We start from the raw sequence: 20,781 nt of genomic DNA, 5'->3' as shown, positions 1-20,781 counted from the left end.
GTGGATCAGACGCCGAGTGAGGGGAGCACGACGGCGTCGAGGTAGGCGCTGAGGAACTCGTGGTCCACCGGCCGATCGTCGATCAGCGGGCGGGCGACGAACGCTCCGATCAGCATGTGCGGCACGAGCTTGAGCGCCGGGTTGCCGGCCTCGATCTCGCCCCTCCGGACGGCTCGGTCCAGCACCTCGCGGAGGCCGGTCATCTCGGGTTCGATGAGCAGCTCGCGCAGCGCCTGGAGCAGTTCGGGGTTGTTGTGCACGGCATGGGCCAGGCCCCGCATCAGCGCGGAGTCCTTCTCCATCTGGCAGTCGTCGGTCCGCTCCAGCAGGGACCGGAAATCGCCGCGCAGGCTGCCGGTGTCGATCTCGGCGAGCGAGACCGGCTTGTTGTGGCGCAGGGCCTTGGCGACGAGTTCGGGCTTGCTCCCCCACTGGCGGTAGAGGGTGGCCTTGCTGGATCGGGTGCGGGCGGCGACGGCGTCCATGGTGAGGGCGTCGTAACCGACCTCGCGCAGCAGGTCGAGCACGGCTTCGTACAGCTCGGCCTCCCGTTCCGGGGTGAGCCTGCTGCGGGCCATGTCCGGCCTCCTGTTCCGACGAGCGACACGAACGAAACCGTTTCGTACACCAAGACGATACCCGTGCCCCTAGCGAAACGAAACCGTTTCGTACGTGTCCTGGGCCACAGGTCCGCGGGGGCAGCCGCCGGATTGGACTCACGTACGAGTTGCCGCACCCCCTCCGCGCGGAAAGCATGAGGAGGTGAGTGACGACCTCGCGTATCTCCGCTTCCCGCACCTCCACGGCGAGCTGCTGTGCTTCGCGGCCGAGGACGACCTCTGGGTCTCCCCCCTCGTCCCCGAGGGCCACCGCCCCGGCCGGGCCTGGCGGATCACCGCCGACCGGACCCGGGTCGGCCACCCGCGCTTCTCCCCGGACGGGCGCCAGATCGCCTACACGAGCTGGCGCAGTCTCGACCCGGAGATCCATCTCGCGCCCGTGGACGGCGGCCCCTCCCGGCGCCTCACCTACTGGGGCTCCACCGACACCCGGGTCTGCGGCTGGTCACCGCCCGGCGAGGACGGGGGGTCCGACATCCTCGCCGTCTCCTCGCACGGCCAGCCCTTCTCGTACTACTCCTGGGCGTACACCGTGCCCACCGACGGCTCGCCCGGCGGCCGGATGCCCTGGGGCCCGGTCTCCCACATCGCCGTCGCCGACCTCGACGACCAGCGCCGCACCCTGCTGCTCACCGGCACGCCCCCGCACGAGCCGGCCTCGTGGAAGCGCTACCGGGGCGGGGCCATGGGGCGGCTGTGGCTGCACGGCGAACAACTGCTCCCCGACCTCGACGGGCACCTCGACGCCCCCATGTTCGTCGCCGCGCCCGCCGAGGACGGCGGCGGAACGCGGATCGCGTTCCTCTCCGACCACCAGGGCATCGGCAACCTCTACTCCTGCCGCCCCGACGGCACCGACCTGCGCCGCCACACCGACCACGACGAGTTCTACGCCCGCAACGCCTCCAGCGACGGGCACCGCGTGGTCTACCAGTGCGCGGGCGAACTGTGGATCGTCGACCGGCTGACCGCCGACGCCCGGCCCCGCCGCCTCGACGTACGGCTCGGCGGCCCGCGCACCGGCCGGCGCCCCTACCAGGTGCCCGCCGCCCACCACGTGGACGGCCTCTCCGTCGACGAGACCGGCCGGGCCAGCGCCGTCTCGGTGCGCGGCAGCCTCTACTGGCTCACCCACCGCGACGGCCCCGCCCGCGTCATCACCGACACCCCCGGCGTCCGGGTCAGGCTGCCCGAGATGCTGGGCAGCGGCGGCCAGGTCGCCTACGTCACCGACGCCGAGGGCGAGGACGCCATCGAGGTCGCCTACCTCCCCCGGGCCACCGGCGACCGCCCCCCGCGCCGGCTCGCCTCCGGCGAACTCGGCAGGGTCGAGGAGATGGTGTCCGACCCCGACGGCGAACGGCTCGCCATCGCCTCCAGCGACGGCCGGCTGCTGCTCATCGACGCCACCGAGGAATCCAACGGGGAGGTGACGGAACTGATCAGCTCCGTCAACGGCCCCGTGCGCGACCTCGCCTTCTCCCCCGACGGGTCCTGGCTGACCTGGTCCCACCCGGGCATCGGACGCTCCCTGCGCTCCATCAAGATGGCCCGCATCGCCGGCCCCGGCGCCCGCCTCGTCGTAGACGTCACCAACGGGCGCTTCGAGGACGAGAACCCGGTCTTCACCCGCGACGGGCGCTATCTCGCCTTCCTCTCCTGGCGGGGCTTCGACCCCGTGTACGACGTGCACACCGGCGACCTGTCCTTCCCGCTCGGCTGCCGCCCCTATCTCGTACCGCTCTCCTCCGCGACCCCCTCCCCCTTCGCACTCCTCCCCGACGGCCGGCCCGCCGCCGGCGGCATGGACCCGGCCGACGAGGGCGGGGCCGAGGGCGACGGCACGGTGACCGTGGAGATCGAGGGGCTCCCCGACCGGGTCACGCCCTTCCCCGTGACCGCCTCCAAGTACTCCGCACTCCAGCCCGTGTCCGGTGGCGGCCTGGTGTGGCTGCGCTGGCCGATCTCCGGCGCCCTCGGCGAGACCTTCGCCAACCCGTCCGACCCCTCCCCCCGCCCCACGCTGGAGCACTACAACATCACCAAGGCCCGCAAGACCGAACTCGTCGGGCACCTCGACTGGTTCGCGATCAGCGGTGACGGCTCCCGGCTCGTCGTGGTCGACGAGGGCGAGCTGCGGGCCGTCCCCGCCACCGAGTCCGGCGACGGCGACTCCACCGTCTATCTGGACCTGCGGCGGATCGTGCACCAGGTGGACCCGGCCGCCGAATGGCGCCAGGCCTTCGACGAGGCCGGCCGGATCGTCCGCGCCTACTTCTGGGAACCCGACATGGGCGGCGTCGACTGGACCGCGGTGCTCGACCAGTACCGACCCCTGGTCGAACGCGTCGCCTCCCCGGACGAGTTCGCCGACCTGCTGCGCGAGGTCATGGGCGAACTCGGCACCTCCCACGCCTACGTCACCCCCGCCCGGCGCAACGAGGGCCCGGCCCACTACCAGCGCGCCCAGGGCCTGCTCGGCGCCAACCTCGTGCTCCGGGACGGCGGCTGGGTGGTCAAGCGGATCCTGCCCGGCGACTCCTCCGACTCCAAGGCCCGCTCACCCCTCGCCGGCACCGGCATCCGCGAGGGCGCGATCCTCACGCATGTCGACGGCCGGCCCGTCGACCCGGTCGCCGGTCCCTACCCCCTCCTCTCCGGCACCGGCGGCAGCACCGTCGAACTCACCTTCACCCCCACCGAGGGCGAGGGCCGGGCCCGCCGCATCGCCGTCGTCCCGCTCGTCGACGAACGCCCCCTGCGCTACCAGGACTGGGTGGCCAAGCGGCGCGCGGTGGTCCGCGAGGTCAGCGGCGGACGCTGCGGCTACCTCCACATCCCCGACATGGGCGGCTCCGGCTGGGCCCAGTTCAACCGCGACCTGCGGATGGAGGTCTCCCGGCCGGCCCTCATCGTGGACGTCCGCGGCAACGCAGGCGGCCACATCAGCGAGCTGGTCATAGAGAAACTGACCCGCAAGATCCTGGGCTGGGACCTCACCCGCAACGCCCAGCCCGTCTCGTACACCACCAACGCGCCGCGCGGCCCGATCGTCGCGCTCGCCGACGAAGCCACCTCCTCCGACGGCGACATGATCACCGCCGCCTTCAAGCTGCTCCGGCTCGGCCCCGTCGTCGGCCAGCGCACCTGGGGCGGTGTCGTCGGCATGACCGGGCGCCACCGGCTCGGCGACGGCACCCAGATCACGGTCCCGATGAACGCGGCCTGGTTCCCGGAATACGGCTGGTCCATCGAGAACCACGGGGTGGCGCCCGACCTCGCGATCCTGCGCACCCCGCTCGACTGGGCCGAGGGCCGCCACGCCCAGCTCGACGACGCCGTGCACGTGGCCCTGGCGCTCCTGGACGAGAACCCCGCCGCGAGCCCGCCCGGCTACGAGGCGGTGCCCGACCGCTCCCGGCCCAAACTGCCGCCGAGGTCCAGCTCGTAGGCGATGCCCGGCTCCCCGTCGTCGAGCGTGACACCACCCACGGCGCCGAACCCGACCCGGGCGAGCACCGCCCGGGAGGCGGCGTTGTCCAGGCTGGTGACGGCGGTGAGCCGGGTCAGCCCGTACTCCTCCACCGCACGCCGGCACACCTCCCGCACCCCACGGGTGGCGACGCCGCGGCCGATGGCCTTCTCGGCGAGCCGGTAGCCCAGTTCGGCGCTGCCGGCCTCCGGGTCGACGTCGACGAGATTGACCCGCCCGACTATCTCGCCCCCCGGCCCGACCAGGACGTGGAAATGGATCTCGCCGGCCGCCTGCGCCGCTATCAGCTCGCGGTGCCGCTCGTCGAAATCCCGGAAGTAGGCGTCGCCCCGATCGGGCACGGACGCGGTGAAGAAGGCCCTGTTCTCCTGCTCGAAGACGAGCAGGGCGGGCGCGTGATCGGATCGGAGGCGCTCAACTACAGGCTCACTCACGGACATGGGGATCACGGTACGTAACTTCCCGCTTCCGTGCAGGAAGTTATCCACAGGCGGAAGCCGTCCGCCCCGCGCGGTCCGCGGGCGGAGGGCAGCGAGCCCAGGTCAACAGGCGGAGGCTCGCGGGCGAACGGGGCACACGGGTGGGCTCACGGGCGGAAGGGGCCGCGGGCGGACGGGGCTCACGGGTGGGCTCACGGGTGGACGGGGCCGCGCGGGCGGAGGGGGAAAGCGCACGGCGGGCGGGGGCTCGCGGGGCTGAAGGGGCACGCGGGGCGGACAGGGCCGCGCGCAAGGGGAAAGCGCACGGCGGGCGGGGGCTCGCGGGGCTGAAGGGGCACGCGGGGCTGAAGGGGCACGCGGGCGGAAAGACTGCGGGCGGAAGAGGATCCGGGCGAAGGCTCGGGAACAGAAGGTCCCGCCGACGCGCGAAGGCGCACCCGGCGTCCCGGGTGCGCCTTCCTCACAGGACGGCGTCAGGCGTCGTAGTCCGCGTCGAAGCGGTCCTCTGCCTCGTCCCTGCGCTCGTGGGGCTGCTGCGAACGGCCCTTCGCCTGCGAGGCACGCTCGGACGCCTCGTCCTTCGCGTTGCCCATCGGCCGCTTCGCGCGCTCGGAGAGCTCCTGCGCCTTGTCCTGGAACTGGTCCTTGATGCCCATGAAGGTTCACTCCTAGACGGGTGTGAGGGGAACGGGGCGTCGGTCGCCCCTGGGCCTCGACCAGACTGACACGCCAGGACATCCAGCGCATTTCGATCAGATACGGACAGTCACGGCGGTCAGAGGGACTCCGCGCGGGCGTGCTCGTCCGCCGCGCCGCCCGCGCCGACCAGCCCCTTGGACACCGACGCCAGCCGCGGCTCGAAACGCTTCATCTCCCGCCGGCCGACGGTGGCGATGATCCCCGGCAGGTATCCGCGGCTCGACTGCATCCCGCGCAGCCACCACTGGGCGTACACATGGGCCGAGCGGCGCTCGATGCCCGCGACGATGCGGTCGACGGCCGGGCCGAGCGGGTACGTGCGGTTCGACGGCCACGGCAGCCGGGAGCGCAGCTCGCGCATCACGTCGTCCTGGTCGGCGCCCCGCACCATGTCGGTGTCGGTCCAGGACAGGTAGCCGACGCCGACCCTGACGCCCTTGTGGGCGACCTCGGCGCGCAGGCTGTGCGCGAAGGCCTCCACCCCGGACTTGGAGGCGCAGTACGCGGTCATCATCGGCGCCGGGGTCATCGCGGCGAGCGAGGCGATCTGCAGGAAGTAGCCGCGGGACTCCATGAGGACGGGCAGGAACGCCCGGGCCGTCACGGCGCCGCCGATCAGGTTGACCTCGATGACCCGCCGCCAGGCGACCGGGTCGGAGTCGACGAACGGACCGCCCGCCGCCACACCGGCGTTGGCGACCACGATGTCGACCTTGCCGAACCGCTCCTTCACCTCGGCCGCGACCTTGGCCATGGCCTCGTGGTCGGTCACGTCCGCGTGCCACCAGTCCGCCTCGGTGTGGAGCCTGCCCGCGACCTCCTTGAGGAGCTCGGGCTCCAGGCCGACGAGCGCGATCTTCGCACCGCGCGCGGAGAGTTTGCGGGCGAGGAGTTCGCCGACGCCGCGGGCTCCTCCGGTGACGACCGCCACCTGTCCTTCCAGGCTCACCCTGCTCATGCCTCTGCCTCCTCCTTCACAGCCTGCTCCGCCACGGCCTGCTCCGTCACGCCCAGGTACGTGAGCGTCAGTTCGCGGATCTGCGCGGTGACGGCCTCGGGGGCCTCCACCGGCGTCATGTGCCCCGCGCCGGCCAGTTCGACCAGGCCCGTGCAGTGCGGCAGGGCGGCCGCCATGGCGCGCGAGTGGACGGGTGGGGTGAGCCGGTCGACGTCGCCGACGAGCACGGCGACGGGCAGCCGCAACTCCCGCACCTCCGACTCCAGGTCGAGACCCGCGAGGACCTGCGACCAGCCGTACCGGGCGCCGCGCGGGCAGGCCTGCACGATCCGCGCGCAGGCGTCGACCCGGTCGGGCGCGGCCCCCGGCCCCATCGTCCCGTACCTGAGGAGCCTCTTCGAGACGGGAGTGACCGGTCCGAGCGGCGCCTTCGAGCCGAGGACGGAGCGGGTCAGACGGGTCCGCAGCCGGCCCGGCCGCAGCGGCACGACGAGGGCCTCGGCCGTGAGGCGCGCCGGCCCGGTCGAGCAGAGCAGCGCGGCGGCGGCGTGCTGTCGGAAGGCGGGGCGGCGGGCCGCCGCCATCAGGGTCATGCCTCCCATGGAGTGCCCGGCCAGCACGGCCCGCTCACCGGGGCCGAGGGTGGCCGCGAGCACGGCCTCCAGGTCGTCGGCGAGCGCCTCGGTGGAGTAGCCCTTGCCGCCGGCGGCCGGTACCGGGGAGTCGCCGTGGCCGCGCTGGTCGTAGGCGATGACCTTGTGATCGGCGGCGAGGTCCCGTATCTGCGCGTCCCAGAAGCGTGTGGAGCAGGTCCAGCCGTGGGCCAGGACGACGGCGGGCGCGTCGGCCCGGCCGTGCACCTCGACGTGGAGGCGGGAACCGTCGGCCGAGGTCGCCTTCAGCGCGTTCACTGGACGGCCTCCTTCTTGCGGGAGCTGCGACGGGTGGCCGAGGGCTTCGCGGGTGCGCGCAGCACCTCGTACTCGGAGAGGTCCACGGTCCGCGTCTCGCGCCGGAACTCCCCGGTCGTGCCCGGCCACAGGGTGGTGTTGCGGCCGTTGGCGTCGAGGTACCAGCTCTCGCAGCCGCCCGCCTTCCACACGGTCCGCTCCATCCGGGACTGCACCCGCCGGTTCCAGGCGCCGACGGCGGAGGGCCGGGCGGCGAGGGCGGAGCGCCCTCCGAGGACGTCGAGCTGGCGCAGGTAGTCGGCCATGTAGTTCAGCTGGGACTCGATCATCAGGATCATCGAGGAGTTCCCGAGGCCCGTGTTGGGGCCGATGATCGTCATCCAGTTGGGGAAGCCGGCGGCGGTGGCGCCGCGCAGCGCCTCCATGCCGCCCTTCCAGTGGTCGGCGAGCGTGCGTCCGTCGGTGCCGACGACGCGGTCCGCGATCGGCATGTCGGTGACGTGGAAGCCGGTGCCGAAGATGATCGCGTCGACCTCGGTCTCGGTCCCGTCGGCGGCGACCACGACGTTCCCCCGGACCTCCTTGAGGCCGGAGGCGACGACGTCCACGTTGGGCTGCGCGAGCGCCGGGTAGTAGGCGTTCGACAGCAGGATGCGCTTGCAGCCGAGGCGGTACGAGGGGGTCAGCTTGGCCCGCAGCACCGGGTCCTTGATCGACCGCGCGATGTTGGCCTTGGCGAGCCGCTCGACCAGGCCGAGCTCGTTGGGCCGCTTGGTGAAGGCGCTGACCTGGAGCTCGCGGACGGCCCACAGCAGGCCGCGGCGGGCGGTCGCGGTGAACGGCAGTTGGCGGTGCAGCCAGCGCTCGGGGCCGCTGATGGCCCGGTCCACGCGGGGCATGACCCACGGGGGCGTGCGCTGGAAGAGGGTGAGCTTCCCGACCTTCGGCTGGACGGACGGGACGATCTGGATGGCGGAGGCGCCGGTGCCGACCATGGCGACGCGCTTGCCGGTGAGGTCGTAGTCGTGGTCCCAGCGGGCGGAGTGGAAGACCTTGCCGGTGAAGTCGGCGAGCCCCGGGATGTCGGGGATCTTCGGGTCGGACAGCGGCCCGGTGGCGGAGACGACGACGTCGGCGGAGAAGGAGCCGCGGCCCGTCTCGATGTCCCAGTGCAGCTCGTCCTCGTTCCAGGTCATCTTCGTGACCTCGTGGCCCAGGCGCAGGTGCGGCCGGATCCCGAACGTGTCGGTGACGTGCTCCAGGTACGCGCGGATGTGGCGCTGCCCCGAGAAGGTGCGCGGCCAGTCCGGGTTGGGCGCGAAGGAGAAGGAGTAGAGGTGGGACGGGACGTCGCAGGCGCAGCCGGGGTAGCTGTTGTCCCGCCAGGTACCGCCCACGGCGTCGGCCCGCTCCAGGACGACGAAGTCGGTGATCCCCTCACGGCGCAGCCGGACGGCCGCTCCGAGTCCGCCGAACCCCGATCCGATCACCGCCACGCGTACGTGCTCGTGCTTCGCCATGCCGCCTCCCGTGCGCCTGGCCAAAATTCCGCCAGCAATCACTGGCACAATCGGGACTGTAGAGCAGCGGCATACCGAGCGGTAGGGGTCGGCCGGGGAAAGTTACCGGCGGTACAACATAGGCTGGCGGGCGTGGCAGAACGATCGGGAGCGCAGGCGGAGACGGCGGAGCCCACGGAGACGACGGGCACCGAGGGAGCGACACGGCCCGGGGAGACGAAACGGCCCGATGGGGCGACAAGCGCCGAGGAGAGGCCACGTCCCGAGGGAGCGACAAGCCCCGAGGAGCCGCACGGAGCCCCGCACGAGTACCGCATGGCCGACCTGGCCGCCGCAGCCGGCATCACCGTACGGACCCTGCGTTTCTACCGCGAGCGCGGGCTCATCCCGCCACCCCGCCGCGAGGGCCGCATCGCCTGGTACGACGAGCGCCACCTGGCCCGGCTGCGCACCATCGCCGCCCTCCTCGAACGCGGCCACACCCTCAACGGCATAGCCGACCTGACGGCCGCCTTCGAGTCCGGACGCAACGTCGGCGAGGTCCTCGAACTCGGCACCCCCACCGAGGAGGAGCCGGTCCGCCTGACCCCGGAGGAGCTCGCCGACCACTTCGCCGGCGAGGTCACCCCCGAGAACCTGGCCGCCGCCCTCGACCTCGGCTACCTCGCCACGGACGGCGAGGACATCGTCCACGTCAGCCGCCGCCTGCTCGACGTCTCCTCCGCCCTCGTCCGCGAGGGCGTCCCGCTGGCCGCCGTCCTGGAAGCGGGCGGCCGGGTGCGCGAGCACGCCGAGGCGCTCGCGGAGCTCTTCACGGAGCTCCTGGGCACGTACACGCAGGAGAAGGACCTCCAGCGCTTGCGCCCGCTGGCCAAGAGCGTGGTCGAGGCGGAACTGTCACTGGCCCTCGACCGCAGATTGCACCCCTGAGGGCCGGAGCCCGAGCCGGCACCGGCGGCCGCCGCCCGGGCCCCGCCGGCCAGGACCCGCCGCGCCGCCCGGACCCCCGCGAACAGGCTCCGCCACCAGGGCCCCGCCGAACCGGCCCAGCCACCGAGGCCCCGCCGACCGAGCCCCGCCGTCCAGACGTGCGCCGGTGACGGCCGTCTACGAGCTGTAGGGCTCTCGACGCGCTGGTCGGCGGAGGCGTACGTCGAGCGGGCCGCCACGCACGCCGAGCGCTGGAGCGACCAAGTCGACATCGCCGAAGCGCCAGCGGGAAGCCGGTCAGGCGGAGGCCAGACGACTTGGCGCCGAGGTCGTCGGCTACGCGGAGGATCTGGACGTCTCCGCCACCAGGACGACCCCGTTCGAACGGCCGGAACTGGGCGACTGGTTGGCCAGGCCCGACGACTTCGACGTGATCATCTGGTGGCGTCTGGACCGCGCCGTCCGCTCCATGGGCGACATGGCCGAGCTGACGCGCTGGGCGAAGCGCCACGGCAAGCGGCTGGTCTTCGCGGAGGGCCCGGGAGGCAGCTCACTGGAGCTGGACATGACTTCGATCATGTCCGAATTGATCATCATGCTGCTGGCCTTCGCCGCGCAGATGGAGAGCCAGGCCATCAAGGAGCGCGTCACGAGCGCCAATGCGGCGCTTCGGGCCATGGGGCGGTACTCCGGAGGGCTCCCTCCATACGGATACATGCCCGTGCAGCGTCCGGCAGGCGAGGGGTGGACCTTGGCCCGGGACCCGCAGCGCGTCGAAGCCATCGAGACGATGATCCGGATGCTGCTGGACGGCAGCGCCCCGAACGCCATCGCGTTCCATCTGAACAGCGAGGGCATCCTGACGCCTCGCGACTGGAACGACGTTCGGCAGGGGCGGACTCCGAAGGGGCGCAAGTGGGTCGGCCAGACCGTCAAGCGTGTCCTTCTGTCCCCGTCGCTCCTCGGCCACCAGACCTACGCGGGCTCCGTCGTCCGGGACCGCAACGGCCTGCCGGTGAGCATCACCGCCGACCCGGTTCTGACGCGAGACCGGTTCGAGGAGATCAAGGCTGCCCTTGGTGAGCGCCCCAAAGGGGCAGCCGGGACCCGCAAGGACACGGGCGCGCTCCTGCTCGGTGTTCTGCACTGCGCCTCCTGCAAGGGCCGCATGTACCGGGTCCCCGCACACGGCTACTCGGTCTACGTATGCCGGACCCGCACCAAGGGACTCCCCTGCGAGGCTCCGGCAGCCATCAAGACCGACTGGGTGGAGGAGTACGCGGAGCGGGAGTTCCTGAAGGAGTGGGGAGGCTTCCCCGTACTGGAGCAGGTGACGTACCCCGGCTACGACCCCCGCCCCGAACTGGAGGAGATCACCACCGAGCTCCGTGAGCTGTACGCCGTTCGCGAATCCAGGCGATCACGCGTCGGCCTCGCCATCTGGCAGGAGCAGGTGGACGCGCTGGAGGGCCGCGCCGAGGTCCTCGAAGCGACTCCGGTGCAGAAGGAACGCACGGAACTGGTTCCCACGGGGAAGACCTACGCCGACTACTGGAGGATCGCCGACGCCCGGGAACGGCGGTTCATGCTGCTCGACACCGGGACCCGCCTGGAGTGCGCGAAGGGCCAGCGCGGGGGGCGCCCGGTGGACATGAAGCGCCGCGCACTGGAGCGCCTGTCGATCGACTTTCCCCGGCCGAGAGAAAAGCAGCGGCAGACAGCCTGAGCACCGCTCGCGGCTCCCGCTCACAGAGGCAGAGCGATGACGGAGTGACGGTTCTCCCTACTTTTTTGATTGCACATAGAAAAGTACGAGAAAAACAGATCAGGGGCTCCATTCGTCACTCCGCCATCGCAGCCCCGCGCCGCCGAGCGGGGAGCAGCGCGCAGTGTGCTCGCGTGGGAGTGGGGCGACGAGACCCGCAACCACGTCCGCTTGCGCGGAAGGGGTGGGCGGTGCCCCCCTTCCGCCATCGACCAGCACGTGTGGGAGGGGAAACTATCGCGTGGCTGATCAGGGTGCTTCTGTGGGGCGTTGTCCTGTGCCACAGAAGTCGGTCATCCATGCCGGGTAGGCTCGCGGCCCCATGGAACATCTGCCCGAGGCCGTAGACCGCGACATCCTGGAGCAGCGGATCATCTCCGCGCTCATGGCGATCCGCGAAGCGTCGGGCTGCACGCTTCACGAGGCGATCGACATCTTCGCGCAGCGATACGAGAAGCTTCGTCGTGATCGTCCGGACGACTTCACTCTGAGGCGGGAGGACTACGGCCAGGGCTTCTACTCCTGATGAACTGCTGGCCGGTGCACGTAGTCGGCTGGGGCAGTGACGCCACCGCGACCGGTGGCCCTATCCCAGGTACGGGGCGACGCGGTGCTCCAGGAAGTGCCGGATGCGCAGCCGCTGCGTGTGGTGCATGGGAAGCGAGTCGAGTTCTTCCGGCGCCACGAAGCGGAGCTCCGTGCTCTCGTCGGAGATGGCCAGGGCGCCGCCGACGACCCGGGCAATGAAGCAGACGTTGAACTGTCGGCGCACCTCTCCGTCGCTGTACGCGATCACATGACGGGGGTCCGTGTACGTGCCGACGAGTCCCGTGATCTCGACGTCCAGACCGGTCTCCTCCTTGACCTCTCGCACGGCCGTGCCGGGCAGGGAGTCGCCCATGTCCATGGCTCCGCCCGGGAGCGCCCACAAGTCGTTGTCCCGGCGCCGCTGGAGGAGTACGCGGCCCTCCCCATCGGTGACGACGGCAGAGGCTGCCACGACCAGGCTGTTCGGCCGGGGGGCGTTCGGATCGTCGTAGTACTCGGTTCGGGCCACGGTGCTCAGCCTTCCACGCGGTGGGCCGTTTCCCATACGGCGTCGAAGCTCCCTGCGTAGGTGTCGAACATGCCCCCGTCGCCGTGGCGCCGGAGGTGCCACACGGGCGCGCCGTAGGCGTTGACGCCCCACACGTGTCCGTTGACCAGCATCTGATCGTCGGCGCGGTACAGGCTGTTGTAGAGGGTCGTTCCGTGGGTGCGCAGCTCGATGCCCGGTACGTCCGCGAGGGGCCGATAGTGCAGGAGCGCGAGTCGGCAGCGGGATTCGATACCGTGGCCGAACTTCTCTTCCCGTCCGCGCTGCTGGACGTTGGGGTCGTCGGCGTCACCCACCGCGATGCGGACCGCGCATCCGTCGTCGGCCCGTTCACACAGGAGGTCATTGAGGCGGGGGTACGCCTCGTGCAGGAAGACGGCCGCGTACACCAGCACGTCGATTCGCTGCCGTGCCTGGGAGAAGAGATCGACGAAGACCGACACGGGAAAATCCGCCCGTTGTCCGTACAAGGCGACGAGTTCGGGGCTCACGGCGCATGCGGCACGCGCCTGCCGGAGTGCCGGCCACAGGGCATGCACGTCCTCTCCGAGCGCTTCCGCTGCCGCCAGTGCAGTTGCCCGGCGCGGAGTGCGCCCGAGGTTGACCCACCGTTCCACGGACTTGGGGTCGACGCCCGTGACGTCGGCCAGAGCGGCGTGCGTCCAACCGCCGGCCTCCATGACGGCTCGAAGTCGCTCGTTCTGCATACGTGCGCCCCCTCGACTCCCGGACATCCTGAGGGACGTTCTACACGCGACGGGACGTCCCGAAGTGGGAAACGTACGAGGTTCCCCCGTCCTGACGACCGGCGCGACGATCGCGCCATGAGCGAGCCCACGCGCTACAGCACCCCGCCGATCGAACTGCCGCTGGACCTGGAGCGGGAGCCCGACCCCGCCGAGGGGTGCGCGGGTTGCGCTGAACTGGCTGCCGTACGGGGTCGTGCTCGCGTCGTGGGCGACGGGTCGACCGTCAGCGACTGCAACATCTTCATGCGGCGCCACCCCGAGGGGCACTGATGGTCACCTCGGCGGACATCGGGCAGCGTGTGAAAGACCGCGCGGGACGGGTCGGCGTCCTGCGGGACGTGATTCTGGACTACGAGGACCCCGCCCAGCTCCCGAGCGAGCGCCAGAAGCGCCCTACGGCGTTCTTACACCCCGAAGGCGGGGGCCGTGAATGGCTGGCCCCGCCAGAAAGCGTGAACCGCGTTTAGCGCCCCCATGCGGCCCCGTCCGGCGACGGCGAGCAAGACAGCCGGGCGGGGCTTTCCGCAGCCGGTCCCTACACGTCGAACACGGCGGTCACAGGCGCGTGGTCACTCCACCGCTCCGCGTGGCTCGCCGCCCGCTCCACGTACGCCTTCACGCAGCGCTCGGCCAAGCGAGGCGAACTGACGATCAGGTCAATCCGCCAGCCGGTGTCGTTGTCGAAGGCGCGGCCCCGGTAGGACCACCAGGAGTAGGGGCCCTCCTGCTCGGGGTGGAGGGCGCGGACGACGTCCACGTATCCGCCGTCCCCCTCGGCCAGGACCCGGGTCAGCCACTCCCGCTCCTCGGGGAGGAAGCCGGCGTTCTTCTGGTTGGCCCTCCAGTTCTTGAGGTCGGCCTCGCGGTGGGCGATGTTCCAGTCGCCGCAGACGACGACCTCGCGGCCGTCGGCGGCGGCGCGCTCCTTGAGCTCCTTCAGGTACGGCAGGAAGGCGTCCATGAAGCGGATCTTCTCGTCCTGGCGCTCGGTGCCGACCTCGCCCGAGGGAAGGTAGAGGCTCGCGACGGTGACGCCGGGCAGGTCGGCCTCGAGGTACCGGCCGCTGCCGTCGAACTCCTCGACCCCGAAGCCGACGCGTACGGCGTCGGGCTCGCGCCGCGTGTAGAGGGACACTCCGGCGCGCCCCTTGGCGGCGGCGGGTGCGTGGGCGGTGAACCAGCCCTCGGGGGCCCGTACCTCGGCGGGCAGCTGCGCCTCCTCGGCGCGCACCTCCTGGAGGCAGACCACATCGGCGGAGGTCCCGGCCAGCCACGCGACGAAGCCCTTCTTGGCGGCGGCTCGGAGACCATTGACATTCACGGACGTCACAGTGAGCATCCCGGGAGAATACCGACCCCCGAGCTCCGCATACATGTACGATACATCGCATGGATATCCGCCCTTCCTTCTTCGATCACCCTGACGCGGTGAAGCTCAACGACGCCGTGCAGCAGGAGTACGCCGTGCGCTACGCGGACGACGACGGTGACGGTGAGGGCGATCTCACTCCGCTCGACCCGTCGATGTTCGCCCCGCCGCAGGGCCTCTACCTGATCGCCTACGACCCCGCGGGCCATCCGGTCGCGACGGGCGGGTGGCGCAGCCAGGAGGCCAACGACGAGGGCTACTCCGACGGCGACGCCGAACTGAAGCGCATGTACGTCGTCCCCGAGGCGCGCGGCCTGGGCCTCGCCCGCCGCATCCTCGCCGCGCTGGAGGCCGACGCGCGGGCGGCGGGTCGCACGCGCATGGTCCTGGAGACGGGCACGGCCCAGCCCGAGGCCATCGCCCTGTACGCCTCCAGCGGCTACGAGCCCTGCGCGAAGTTCGGCTATTACCGGGACTACCCGAACAGCCGCTGCTTCGCGAAGGCGCTGCAGACCGACTGACCCCGCGGAGCCGCCACGCGGCCCGCACGCGAAGAATGGCGATGACGCGCCCCTGACAAATCTCGGGGGTTCTGCCACGCTGCCCACGCACGCCGATCCGCACCGTTCTCATCCCCCACCTGCCTCGGCAGAAGGAGACATGCGTGAGACGCCATCGCTTCGCCACAGCCGTCCTGCTGTCCCTCGGCGCCCTCGTCGCCGGCGGACTCGCGTCGACGGGAGCGGCCCAGGCCGCCGGCAACACCGGCCACTCGTTCACGGCAGCGCAGCAGGACCGGACGGCCGCCTTCTGGACCCCGGACCGCATGCGTTCGGCCACCCCGCTGGACCTCACCGCGAGCCCCGGCACGCTGCGCCAGGTCGCGCGCGCGGCCGCCCCGACGACGATCGGCCCGACCACGGGCGGCCCGGCGGCCCTCTCCCCGACCGCCTTCCCGCAGGCGGGCGGCGCGTGGACGGGCGGCGGCGCGGTCGTGAAGACCTCCGGCCGCGTCTTCTTCACCTTCCAGGGCCGCACGGCCTCCTGCTCCGGCAACGCGGTCACCAGCCAGAACGCGAGCACGGTGATCACCGCCGGCCACTGCGTGAAGTACCAGGGCGCCTGGCACACCAACTGGGTCTTCGTCCCGGCCTACGACAACGGCAACGCGCCCTACGGCCAGTGGACGGCCGCCAAGACCCTCACCACCCCGCAGTGGGAGGCGAGCGAGGACATCAACTACGACGTCGGCGCGGCCGTCGTCGCCCCGCTGAACGGCAAGACCCTCACCTCGGTCACCGGCGCCCAGGGCATCCAGTTCAACGGCGGCTACAACAAGCCGATGTACGCCTTCGGCTTCCCCGCCGCCTCCCCCTACGACGGCACGAAGCTGATCTACTGCGCGGGCAACACGTCCAAGGACTTCCTGTTCTCCCAGGACCACTCGCTCGGCTGCAACATGACCGGCGGCTCCAGCGGCGGCCCGTGGTTCGCCTCCTTCAACGAGGCCACCGGCACCGGCCTCCAGACCTCGGTGAACAGCTTCGGCTACAACTTCCTGCCGAACCGCATGTTCGGCCCGTACTTCGGCACGGACGCCCAGAACCTCTACAACAAGGCGCAGGCGTCCTGACCGCGGAAGCACGTATCCGTCCCCCTCGCACCTGACCTTTCCCGCCGAGCCGAAAAGGAAATGGCGAGGAACACCGGCAGGGAGAGCGACAGGGAACGGCGATCCGGCATGTGAGGCAGATCCGAGATCTCCGGAATCAGCGATCAGCGATCAGGGATCAGGAAAATGAGTTGCGGCCCGGGACGCGTCGCGTCCCGGGCCGCCGTCACCCCCCATTCAGCGGGTGGCCGAACTCACCGTCTTCAGTTCTGCTGCTCCATGAACTGGACGCGGTCCCGAGCCCAGTTTCCGGGTGCGGCGTACCAGCCGGCGACGGGGACATTGAGCTTGCCGTCCGTCTTCGCCGTCCAGGTGAACATGCGGACCCCGCCGTCGTCGTAGCCGTAGAAGGCACCGAAGTCGTCGCGGCCGTCACCGTTGTAGTCACCGGTGACGATCTTCATGTTGTTCCGCCACATGCTGCCGGCGCCCACGCTCCACGCCTCGTACACCGACGCGAAGGTGCCGGTGGCGCTGCTCGGGAACACGTGGATCGCGTCGTGGCCGTCCGCGTAGTCGTACCAGGCGGCCATGTCGTCCCGGCCGTCACCGTTGAAGTCACCGGCGTGCAGGGTCGTCCGGGACCATTCGCCCCACGAGGTGGAGTTCCACGAGGCCGCCGGGACGAACTTGCCGTCGGCCGTGGCGCTGAACGTCCAGATCTTCTCGCTGCCGTCCGAGTAGCCGTAGAAGGCGGCGAGGTCGTCACGGCCGTCACCGTTGAAGTCTCCGGTGACGGTCTTGGCCCGGGCCTGCTCCCAGCTGTTGACCGCGGTCCAGTAGCTCACCGGGTTGTTGAAGCCGCCGTTGACGGCACTGGTGAAGGTCCAGATCGTGTCGTGCAGGTCGGCGTAGTCGTACCAGACGGCCACGTCGTCACGGCCGTCGCCGTTGAAGTCGCCGCTGTACGGCGTCATCCGGGAGAAGGTCCAGTGCCCCGGCGCGACGTTCCAGGACTTGAACGGGGCGTTGAACGTGCCGTCGCCCCTGCCGGTCCAGGTGAACAGCGCCACCGCACCGTCCGCGTAGCCGTAGACGGCGGCGACGTCGCCGACACCGTCGCCGTTGTAGTCACCGGTCAGCCGCTTCATGTTCGGGGCCCAGTACTGGTCGGGCCCGATGGTCCAGCGCGTCGTCGGCGCCGCGAAGGTGCCGTCCGAGTTGGCCGAGAAGGCGTGGATCGCGTCGTGGCCGTCCGAGTAGTCGTACCAGTCGGCCATGTCGCTGCGGCCGTCGGCGTTGTAGTCGTGGCGCATCGAGCTTCCGTTCGACCACAGCGACTGACTCTTCACGTTGAAGACCACCAGGTCACCGCGGTCCTGCAGCATCGCGTAACCGCCGGCGGCGGAGGTCTTCGTCTCCCAGAGCGGGACGGTGCCGCCTGCGGGCAGCACGACCAGGTTGCCGTCACCGCGCATGTGGGCGGTGGCGCCGACGTTGCCCGCGGTCTTGGAGGACCACAGCACCTTGCCGGCGAGGGAGGTGACGACGAGGTTGCCGTCGTCCTGCATCGTCAGCTTGGCCGAGCGCGAGGTCAGCGACTGCCCGGCGGCCAGCGTGGTGCCGGTGGGGATCCGCGCGCCGCCGACGATGCCGTCGATGACGAACGAGGAGCCGAAGGACTTGTTGTCCGCGCCCGGGACCTTGCCGTACCAGCCGGCCATCGTGTTGTCGGGCTTGCGGACCCACAGGTCCGCGAGACCGTCGCGGTTGACGTCGCCCACGGAGCCGATGGCCGGGTACGACGAGGCGGGGTAGCCGGTTGCGATCTTCACGCGGCCCGCCGTGTTGCCCCAGGTCGTCGGGTCGAGGTGGCCGTTGGCCCCCTTGGCGCCGTACGAGCGCCAGATGTCACCGGTGGCGTTGTCGCGCAGCCACAGGTCGGCGATCCGGTCACCGTTGACGTCGCCGGGGGCGATCACGGTGAACTTGTTCCAGTCCCCGCCGCCGACGAGCACCGGCTCACCCACGATGTCCAGCAGGTTCGAGGCCGTGTTGCCGAAGTACGCCCACAGGAACGTCCCCTGCTTGACGAGCAGGTCGGGGGCCGAGTCACCGTTGATGTCACCGGGCGTGACGATCTGCTCGGCGTTGTGCCAGTGGTCGTCACCGGTCCACTCGTCGCCGCCGAAGCAGGCCAGCTCCTCGTTCTTCTCCGGGCAGGAGACGGTGAGTTCCGTGCCGCCGCCGTCGATGACCCCGCGACCGTTGTTCTTGTAGATCCAGAGCTTCTTCTTCTGGTCGACCTGGTTGTACTCCAGGGTGACCAGGTCGTTGTACCCGTCGTTGCCCCAGTCACCGCGGGTCTCGACGTCGGACCCGGCGAAGCTCCGGCCGCCGTTGGTGGCCGCGGCGAAGGTGCCGTTGCCCTGTCCCGCGTAGGTCAGCAGGGTGCCGTTGGAGTCGACGTTCCAGATGTCGCTGTTGTCGTCACCGTTGAGGTCGGCGGGCAGGTCCTTCGTCACCTTGCGGGTGGCGTAGTAGATGTACGTGGCGGTGTCGGAGCGGTTGCCGACCTTGTCCACGCTGTACGCGTAGACGAAGTGCGGGCCGTAGCCGGGCGGGGTCACGGACGCCGGAACGCCGGGCTCGGCGTCACTGGGGTCGGCGTCGTAGTCGGTCCACCAGACGTAGTGGTCCACGTCGTTGACGCCGTTGGCCGCGAAGGCGAACTTGCCCGTCTGGCGGGCCCGCCCGGTCGTCGTGGGCCAGCCGTTCTCACCGTTCGGGAACAGGTTGTCCGCCGAGGTGATCACCGGCGGCCTGCTCGGCCGCGTGCGGTCGATGGTGAACTTGCAGGTCGAGGACCAGGCGGAGTAGGCGTTGTCCTGGTCCTTGGTGCGCGTCTTCCAGGTCCAGTTGCCGGTCGGCAGATCGGCGTCCGGGACGACCCAGGTGGTGACCTTGCCCTTGTTCGCCGGCAGGGTCATCGTCTTGGTCGGCGTGGCGGCGCCGTCCTTGAACAGCTGGAACTCGGCGGTGAGGTTGCCGCCGTCCTTGTCGTCGAAGGTCGCGTACACGCTGACCCGGGTGTTGCCGATCACGCCGCCCGAGGTGCACGAGGTCCGCGGGTTGGTGCCCGGGTTCGTCGGGGTCTTCGGCGGGTTGTTGTACTTCGTCTCCAGGACCGCGGTCTTGGGGTCGAACTTCTTCCAGCCGAAGGTGTCGGTCTCGTCCGAGGCGTACAGGCCGAGGGTGATGCTCGCCCAGCCCTTGGCGGCGGCCTCACGCATCTTGGCGGTCGTGTCGAACTCGAGGTTCCCCGCCGCGCAGTCCTTGCTCCAGCCCTTGGCGTCGTTGACGGTCGCCAGCTGGGCGACCTTGGCCGGCTGTCGGTTCCAGGTGGTCTTCTTGGAGATGGCGCCCGTGTGCCACAGCTCCACCGGACGGTTCTGGCAGGACCAGGACCACGTGTTGCGGATGCGGAAGACCGAGCTCTTGATCTGCGCGTACCGGGTGTCGCTGGTGTCGAGCTGCACGAACGACCGGGAGACGCGGTTCGATCCGCCGGTCTCGGCCTCGTAGCCGACCCGGATCGGGTCCTTGGTGTTCCAGAACGACGTGTCCGGGTACTGCTTGTAGACCCGGGTCCAGTTCTGCTTCTCGCCGAACGCCCACGAGGGGTCGATGTAGACCGGGTACTGCGTGTCGGCGCCGGTCAGCAGCGCCTGGTCCGGCTTGATCTCCAGGGTGTCCCCGGTGACCGTCGTGGGCATCTGCGCGTCCTGCGCACCCGGTGCGGGCTCGAAGACGTCGGCCGGCGCCGGGGTCTCGCCCTCGGTGGTGGCCGTCGCGCTGAACGCGGTCCGCGCCGCCGCCGCGGTGCCGTCGCCGCTGGTGGCCGAGGTGGAGTCCCACATCAGCGGGGACGGGCTGGTGAAGACGGTCTGGCCGGCCGGGTTCACGGCGCTCACGCTGCCGGTCTCGGCGTCGGTGCTCACGTCCAGGCCGACGGTGTCCAGCTTGTACTTCAGCGAGGCCAGTTCGGGGTTCTGGGCGGCCTCCGCGGTCTTGACGACCAGCAGCTGGGAGAAGCCCTCGACCTCCGCCTTGAGCTGCAGGTCGACGCCGGGCAGGACCTCGGCGTAGGTCGCCACGTTCTCGGCCAGCGTCGGGGTGGGCAGCGGCTTGGGCCAGGTCAGCGAGAGCGTGCGACCGCCCTTGACGCCGGTGAGGAGCGGACCGGTACCGCCGCCCGAGAACGTCACGTCGACGGTGGTCGCCCTGGGGACGACCGTCCCCGCCGTGGTGACGACCAGGGTGGCGTCCGTGGGCACCCAGGCCCCGTCCTTCATCATCCGCACCGGAGTGCCGTAACGCTTGACGGACCAGGTCCCGTCCGGCAGTGCCCAGGTGTCCGTGGCCTCGGTGCGGGCCGAGACCAGCTCGTAGGGCTGACCGGTGGCCACGGCCTGCTCGAGCGCGTAGTCCTCCTCGCTCTGCGAACCGTCGGTGACCGGGTCGGTGGCCACGGCGGCGGCCGGAGCCGCCATTCCGGGCAGCACGAGAAGACCTGTCGCGGAAAGTGCTCCGACGAGCGCGAAAGAAATTCCTCGCTC

17 protein-coding genes and 1 pseudogene are annotated in these 20,781 nt (G+C 70.8%); 8 read left to right on the top strand and 10 right to left on the bottom strand.

Translation table 11 applies throughout. From position 1 onward, the window contains the following. Positions 1–5: 5 nt before the first annotated feature. On the bottom strand, positions 6–578 hold the full coding sequence (locus tag AB0M16_RS21790) for a TetR/AcrR family transcriptional regulator (RefSeq protein WP_365345279.1): 573 nt from the start codon (positions 576–578) through the stop codon (positions 6–8). A gap of 184 nt (positions 579–762) precedes the next feature. On the opposite strand from AB0M16_RS21790, the gene AB0M16_RS21785 reads away from it, so the two are divergent. Beyond that, positions 763–4,071, top strand: coding sequence for a S41 family peptidase (locus tag AB0M16_RS21785; protein WP_365345277.1), 3,309 nt, complete (start codon positions 763–765; stop codon positions 4,069–4,071). Here the strand turns inward: AB0M16_RS21785 and AB0M16_RS21780 are convergent. The 5 genes from AB0M16_RS21780 to AB0M16_RS21760 form a co-directional block, all read right to left on the bottom strand. Then, on the bottom strand, positions 4,014–4,553 hold the full coding sequence (locus AB0M16_RS21780) for a GNAT family N-acetyltransferase (protein ID WP_365345275.1): 540 nt from the start codon (positions 4,551–4,553) through the stop codon (positions 4,014–4,016). The genes AB0M16_RS21785 and AB0M16_RS21780 overlap by 58 nt on opposite strands. 473 nt (positions 4,554–5,026) lie before the next feature. Then, on the bottom strand, positions 5,027–5,209 hold the full coding sequence (locus AB0M16_RS21775; protein ID WP_365345273.1) for a hypothetical protein: 183 nt from the start codon (positions 5,207–5,209) through the stop codon (positions 5,027–5,029). A gap of 119 nt (positions 5,210–5,328) precedes the next feature. After that, positions 5,329–6,210 (bottom strand): SDR family oxidoreductase, encoded by an 882-nt coding sequence (locus tag AB0M16_RS21770; protein ID WP_365345271.1) that lies wholly within the window; start codon positions 6,208–6,210, stop codon positions 5,329–5,331. Continuing rightward, positions 6,207–7,121 carry an alpha/beta fold hydrolase gene (locus tag AB0M16_RS21765; protein WP_365345269.1) on the bottom strand — a complete coding sequence of 305 codons (915 nt, stop codon included), beginning with the start codon at positions 7,119–7,121 and terminating at the stop codon, positions 6,207–6,209. The genes AB0M16_RS21770 and AB0M16_RS21765 overlap by 4 nt, the downstream gene beginning before the upstream one ends. Continuing rightward, positions 7,118–8,641: an NAD(P)/FAD-dependent oxidoreductase gene (locus AB0M16_RS21760; protein WP_365345267.1), complete on the bottom strand. Its 1,524-nt coding sequence runs from the start codon at positions 8,639–8,641 to the stop codon at positions 7,118–7,120. Before AB0M16_RS21760 ends, AB0M16_RS21765 begins: the two co-directional genes overlap by 4 nt. A gap of 315 nt (positions 8,642–8,956) precedes the next feature. Here AB0M16_RS21760 and AB0M16_RS21755 point away from each other — a divergent pair, with 315 nt between their 5' ends. The 4 genes and pseudogenes from AB0M16_RS21755 to AB0M16_RS21740 all read left to right on the top strand — a co-directional run bounded on the left by AB0M16_RS21755 (position 8,957) and on the right by AB0M16_RS21740 (position 11,862). Further along, positions 8,957–9,571: a MerR family transcriptional regulator gene (locus AB0M16_RS21755; protein ID WP_365345265.1), complete on the top strand. Its 615-nt coding sequence runs from the start codon at positions 8,957–8,959 to the stop codon at positions 9,569–9,571. Between the two features lie 274 nt (positions 9,572–9,845). Continuing rightward, positions 9,846–10,247 (top strand): annotated as a pseudogene (locus tag AB0M16_RS21750) (recombinase family protein); the annotation flags it as partial. Next, on the top strand, positions 10,248–11,297 hold the full coding sequence (locus tag AB0M16_RS21745; RefSeq protein WP_365345494.1) for a recombinase family protein: 1,050 nt from the start codon (positions 10,248–10,250) through the stop codon (positions 11,295–11,297). It begins immediately after the preceding pseudogene. Between the two features lie 361 nt (positions 11,298–11,658). Continuing rightward, positions 11,659–11,862, top strand: coding sequence for a hypothetical protein (locus AB0M16_RS21740; protein ID WP_351188690.1), 204 nt, complete (start codon positions 11,659–11,661; stop codon positions 11,860–11,862). A gap of 60 nt (positions 11,863–11,922) precedes the next feature. Here AB0M16_RS21740 and AB0M16_RS21735 read toward each other — a convergent pair whose 3' ends face one another. Both AB0M16_RS21735 and AB0M16_RS21730 read right to left on the bottom strand, forming a co-directional pair. After that, positions 11,923–12,393: an NUDIX domain-containing protein gene (locus AB0M16_RS21735; RefSeq protein WP_351188688.1), complete on the bottom strand. Its 471-nt coding sequence runs from the start codon at positions 12,391–12,393 to the stop codon at positions 11,923–11,925. Between the two features lie 5 nt (positions 12,394–12,398). After that, positions 12,399–13,139, bottom strand: a complete 741-nt coding sequence (locus tag AB0M16_RS21730; protein ID WP_365345263.1) for a helix-turn-helix transcriptional regulator — start codon at positions 13,137–13,139, stop codon at positions 12,399–12,401. Between the two features lie 117 nt (positions 13,140–13,256). Here AB0M16_RS21730 and AB0M16_RS21725 point away from each other — a divergent pair, with 117 nt between their 5' ends. Further along, complete coding sequence (locus AB0M16_RS21725; RefSeq protein ID WP_351188684.1) at positions 13,257–13,451, top strand: hypothetical protein; 195 nt, start codon at positions 13,257–13,259, stop codon at positions 13,449–13,451. 265 nt (positions 13,452–13,716) lie between these two features. Here the strand turns inward: AB0M16_RS21725 and AB0M16_RS21720 are convergent, their stop codons facing one another. Continuing rightward, positions 13,717–14,520 carry an exodeoxyribonuclease III gene (locus AB0M16_RS21720; protein ID WP_365345260.1) on the bottom strand — a complete coding sequence of 268 codons (804 nt, stop codon included), beginning with the start codon at positions 14,518–14,520 and terminating at the stop codon, positions 13,717–13,719. Positions 14,521–14,570: 50 nt separating this feature from the next. Between AB0M16_RS21720 and AB0M16_RS21715 the strand changes: the two genes are divergently transcribed. Together AB0M16_RS21715 and AB0M16_RS21710 are read left to right on the top strand one after the other, a co-directional pair. Then, positions 14,571–15,071 (top strand): GNAT family N-acetyltransferase, encoded by a 501-nt coding sequence (locus AB0M16_RS21715; RefSeq protein ID WP_365345258.1) that lies wholly within the window; start codon positions 14,571–14,573, stop codon positions 15,069–15,071. Positions 15,072–15,214: 143 nt separating this feature from the next. Next, positions 15,215–16,183, top strand: a complete 969-nt coding sequence (locus AB0M16_RS21710; protein ID WP_365345256.1) for a peptidase — start codon at positions 15,215–15,217, stop codon at positions 16,181–16,183. 242 nt (positions 16,184–16,425) lie between these two features. Here AB0M16_RS21710 and AB0M16_RS21705 read toward each other — a convergent pair whose 3' ends face one another. Next, complete coding sequence (locus AB0M16_RS21705) at positions 16,426–20,727, bottom strand: FG-GAP-like repeat-containing protein (RefSeq protein ID WP_365345254.1); 4,302 nt, start codon at positions 20,725–20,727, stop codon at positions 16,426–16,428. Between the last annotated feature and the right edge of the window lie 54 nt (positions 20,728–20,781).

Origin of the sequence: Streptomyces sp. NPDC051921 (genome assembly GCF_040680975.1) — a bacterium.
GTDB lineage: Bacteria > Actinomycetota > Actinomycetes > Streptomycetales > Streptomycetaceae > Streptomyces.
Note: the sequence above shows the minus strand (reverse complement) of the source record. Positions and strands in the feature narration are given on the sequence as shown.